This window comes from Kitasatospora sp. NPDC093558 (assembly GCF_040683475.1).
In the GTDB taxonomy this organism is placed as follows: domain Bacteria; phylum Actinomycetota; class Actinomycetes; order Streptomycetales; family Streptomycetaceae; genus Kitasatospora.
On record NZ_JBFBDY010000665.1, the window covers coordinates 1 to 3,301 of the forward strand.

The window sequence follows — 3,301 nt, forward strand, 5'->3', positions numbered from 1 at the left end:
CGGCGAACTCGCCGTACGGGCGCACGCCGCGGGCGCGGGCCGACTCCGCCTCCTCGACGAGGAGGATCGCCCCGCCCTCCCCGGGCGCGTAGCCCGAGGCAGCGGCGTCGAAGGGCAGGTAGGCCCGGGTGGGGTCGGTGCTGCGGCTGACCAGTCCGGGCGGGATCTGCCCGACCAGGCCGGAGGGCGAGAACGAGGAGTCCGTGCCGCCGGACAGGACGAAGGTCGTGCCGCCGCGGATGTTGCGCCGGGCCTGGCCGACGCAGTCCAGCCCGCCGGCCTGGTCGGTGATGAACACGCCGCTCGGGCCGCGCATGCCGTGCCGGATCGAGATCTGGCCCGAGTTGGCCGCGTAGAACCAGGCGATCGCCATGTAGGCGCCGACCTGCGAGGGCCCCTTGGAATAGAGGTTCTGCATCTCGCGCTGGCCGAACTCGGCGCCGCCGGTGGCGTTGGCGGTGACGACGCCCATCTGGTACTCGGGCTGCTCCTTGGGGTCCAGCTCGCCGTCGAGCAGGGCCTCCTCGGCGCAGACCAGGCCGAACTGGGTCATCAGCGCGGTCTCCACGACGACCCGGCTGGGCAGCAGCGCGTACGGGTCGAAGTCCGGCACCTCGCCGATGACTTTGATCGGGTAGCCGGACGGGTCCATCCGGGTCATCGGCGCCAGCCCGCTGCGGCCGTCGAGAGTGTTGGCCCAGTACGCCTTCACGCCGATGCCGGTCGGCGCGACGACCCCGAGACCGGTCACCACGGCGCGTCTGCTCGCTCCCGCGGTCATCTCGGCACCCTCCCCTCGTCGGCCAGCACGATCGCGCTCTGGAACCCGCCGAAGCCGCTGCCGACGCTGAGCACGACGTCGGTCTTCTGGTCGCGGGCGGTGACCGGGACGTAGTCGAGGTCGCATTCCGGGTCCGGCGTCTGCAGGTTGGCGGTCGGCGGCACGACGTCGTGCTCGATCGCCAGGCAGCAGGCGGCCACCTCGATCGCGCCGATCGCGCCGAGCGAGTGCCCGATCATCGACTTGATCGAGCTGACCGGGGTGCGGTAGGCGTGCGCGCCCAGGGCCCGTTTGAAGGCGGCGGTCTCGTGCCGGTCGTTCTGCCGGGTGCCGGAACCATGCCCGTTGACGTAGTCGATCTCCTGCGGGTTCACCCGGGCCTGGTCGAGCGCGGCCCGGATCGCCTCGGCCATCTCCCGGCCGTCCGGCTTGAGGCCGGTCATGTGGAAGCCGTTGGCCCGGCTCGCGTACCCGGCCACCTCGCAGTAGACGTACGCGCCGCGCCTGCGGGCGTGCTCCAGCTCCTCGAAGACCATGACCGCCGAACCCTCGCCGAGGATCAGGCCCTTGCGGTCGCGGTCGTAGGGACGGCAGGCGTGCTCGGGGTCGTCGTTGGCGGTGGACTGGGCGCGCAGGGTGTCGAAGCAGGCCACCGTCACCGGGGAGACCGGTGCGTCGGTGCCGGCCGCGAGCATCACGTCCGCGCTGCCCTCGCGGACCAGCTCGAAGGCGTGGCCCAGCGCGTCGATGCCGGAGGTGCAGCCGGTGGAGATCAGCCCCACCGGGCCCTCGGCGCCGCAGGCCCACGCCAGTTCGGCCGCCATCGAGCTGGGGACCATGACGTCGTACAGGTGCGGGACGGCGTACTGCGGGTCCACCAGCCACTTGCTGCCGCCGTCGCTGAGCACGACGTACTCGCGCTCCATCAGCTCGGTGCAGCCGATCGCGTTGCCCAGTGAGACGCCGACCCGGCCGGGGTCGGGCGCGCCGCCGGCCAGGCCGCTGTCGGCCAGCGCCTCGCGGGCGGCGATCAGGGCGAGCTGGCCGGCCCGGTCCAGGCGGCGGGCCTCCTGCGGGGACAGGCCGCAGGCCGCCGGGTCGAAGTCGATCTCGGCGGCGACCTGGCAGCGGAAGTCCGTCGGATCGAAGTGGGTGATGCGGCGGGTCGCGGTGCGCCCGGCCGTCAGGGTGTCCCAGAACTCGACGGTGCCGACGCCCTTGGGGGCGATGACCCCGATGCCGGTCACCACGACACGGCGCCCGGTCATGAGGTCACCGCTCCGACCTGCGGCAACTCGCCGCCGGAGGAGGGGAGTTCCTCGGTGTCCACGTGGCCGAGCTCGGGCTTGGGGGCGAGCGGGCCGAGGAAGAACACGGCGAACATCTCCTCGTCGCCGTGGTTGTCCATCCGGTGCCGCAGCCCCTTCGGGATCATGAACGAGTCGCCCGCCACCAGCTCGATCGGCCGGCCCTCCAGGCGCAGCGTCATCCGGCCGGAGACTATGTAGAAGTACTCCTCGGAGTACGGGTGGTAGTGCTCGCTGACGAACTCGCCGGGCATGAGCGAGCCCGCACCGAGGAAGCCGGCAGTGGCCGCGCACGTCCTCGGGCTGAGCAGGACGCGCAGGTCGCCGCCGCGCCGCCGGTTCGGCGGGACGTCCGCGAACGCGACCTTCCCGGGCTCGACGGCAGGGGTTGAATTCATGGCCTCTCCTTCTCTGGTGGTCCGGTCCTTCTCTGGTGATCCGGTCCTTCTCTGGGTGATCCGACTGACGGATCGTCAGACGGCGAGCTGCACGCGGTACTCGGTCAGCCAGGTGTTGAGCTGGAGCGCGAACTCGATGTTGGTGCGGGCCAGCCAGTCCGAGCCGCCGGCCCATTCGTCGCCGGCGGCCGCGCGGGCCGCCGGCCCGTCCAGCAGCGGGGCCACCGGGGCGGCCGGGTCGCGCAGCACCGCGGCCAGCTCGCGCTGGAGCATCCGGGCGTAGGCCGGGTCCTGGTTGACCGGGAACGGGCTCTTGCGTCGCTGGGCGACCGACCGCGGCAGCAGCGGGGCGACGGCCGCCCGCAGCAGGCTCTTCTCCCGCCCGTCGAAGGTCTTCATCCGCCAGGGCACGTTGAACGCGTACTCGACCAGGCGGTGGTCGCAGAACGGCATCCGGGCGTCCAGCCCCACCGCCCGGCCCAGCCGGTCCTCGCGGTCCAGCAGGCGCGGCAGCCACCGGGTCAGGTGCAGGTGGCACAGCTCGCGCATGCGCCGCTCGGCCGCGTTCTCGCCGTCCAGCCGCGGCACCTCGGCGATCGCCCGGCGGTAGCCGTCGGCGCCGAACCCGGGCAGGTCCAGGCCGCGCAGCAGCCCGCGGTCGAACAGGCCGAGCCCGAGACCGTCCCTGGACTGCTCGTGCGAGCGCTCGTACGCCACCCACGGGAAGTGGCCGGTGCGCACCAGCTCGGGGTCGTGCATCCAGGGGAAGCCGCCGAACAGCTCGACGGCGCCCTCGCCGGAGAGCACGACGCCGG

Annotated in this window: 4 protein-coding genes; all 4 read right to left on the reverse strand. The window is 72.9% G+C overall.

Going from position 1 to position 3,301, the window contains the following annotated elements; translation table 11 throughout:
- On the reverse strand, positions 1–781 hold a 781-nt coding region (locus tag AB0O00_RS33395), incomplete at its 3' end, for a beta-ketoacyl synthase N-terminal-like domain-containing protein (protein WP_363658233.1).
- Complete coding sequence (locus tag AB0O00_RS33400) at positions 778–2,049, reverse strand: beta-ketoacyl-[acyl-carrier-protein] synthase family protein (protein WP_363658235.1); 1,272 nt, start codon at positions 2,047–2,049, stop codon at positions 778–780. The genes AB0O00_RS33400 and AB0O00_RS33395, both read right to left, overlap by 4 nt.
- On the reverse strand, positions 2,046–2,486 hold the full coding sequence (locus tag AB0O00_RS33405; RefSeq protein ID WP_363658237.1) for a cupin domain-containing protein: 441 nt from the start codon (positions 2,484–2,486) through the stop codon (positions 2,046–2,048). The genes AB0O00_RS33400 and AB0O00_RS33405 overlap by 4 nt, the downstream gene beginning before the upstream one ends.
- 75 nt (positions 2,487–2,561) lie before the next feature.
- The coding region (locus AB0O00_RS33410) for an asparagine synthase C-terminal domain-containing protein (protein WP_363658239.1) at positions 2,562–3,301 on the reverse strand (740 nt) is incomplete at its 5' end.

What these genes read in the sequence shown, in the direction of transcription:
- AB0O00_RS33400 (WP_363658235.1), bottom strand. Translation starts at nt 2,049, where the DNA reads ATGACCGGGCGCCGTGTCGTGGTGACCGGCATCGGGGTCATCGCCCCC.
- AB0O00_RS33405 (WP_363658237.1), bottom strand. Translation starts at nt 2,486, where the DNA reads ATGAATTCAACCCCTGCCGTCGAGCCCGGGAAGGTCGCGTTCGCGGAC.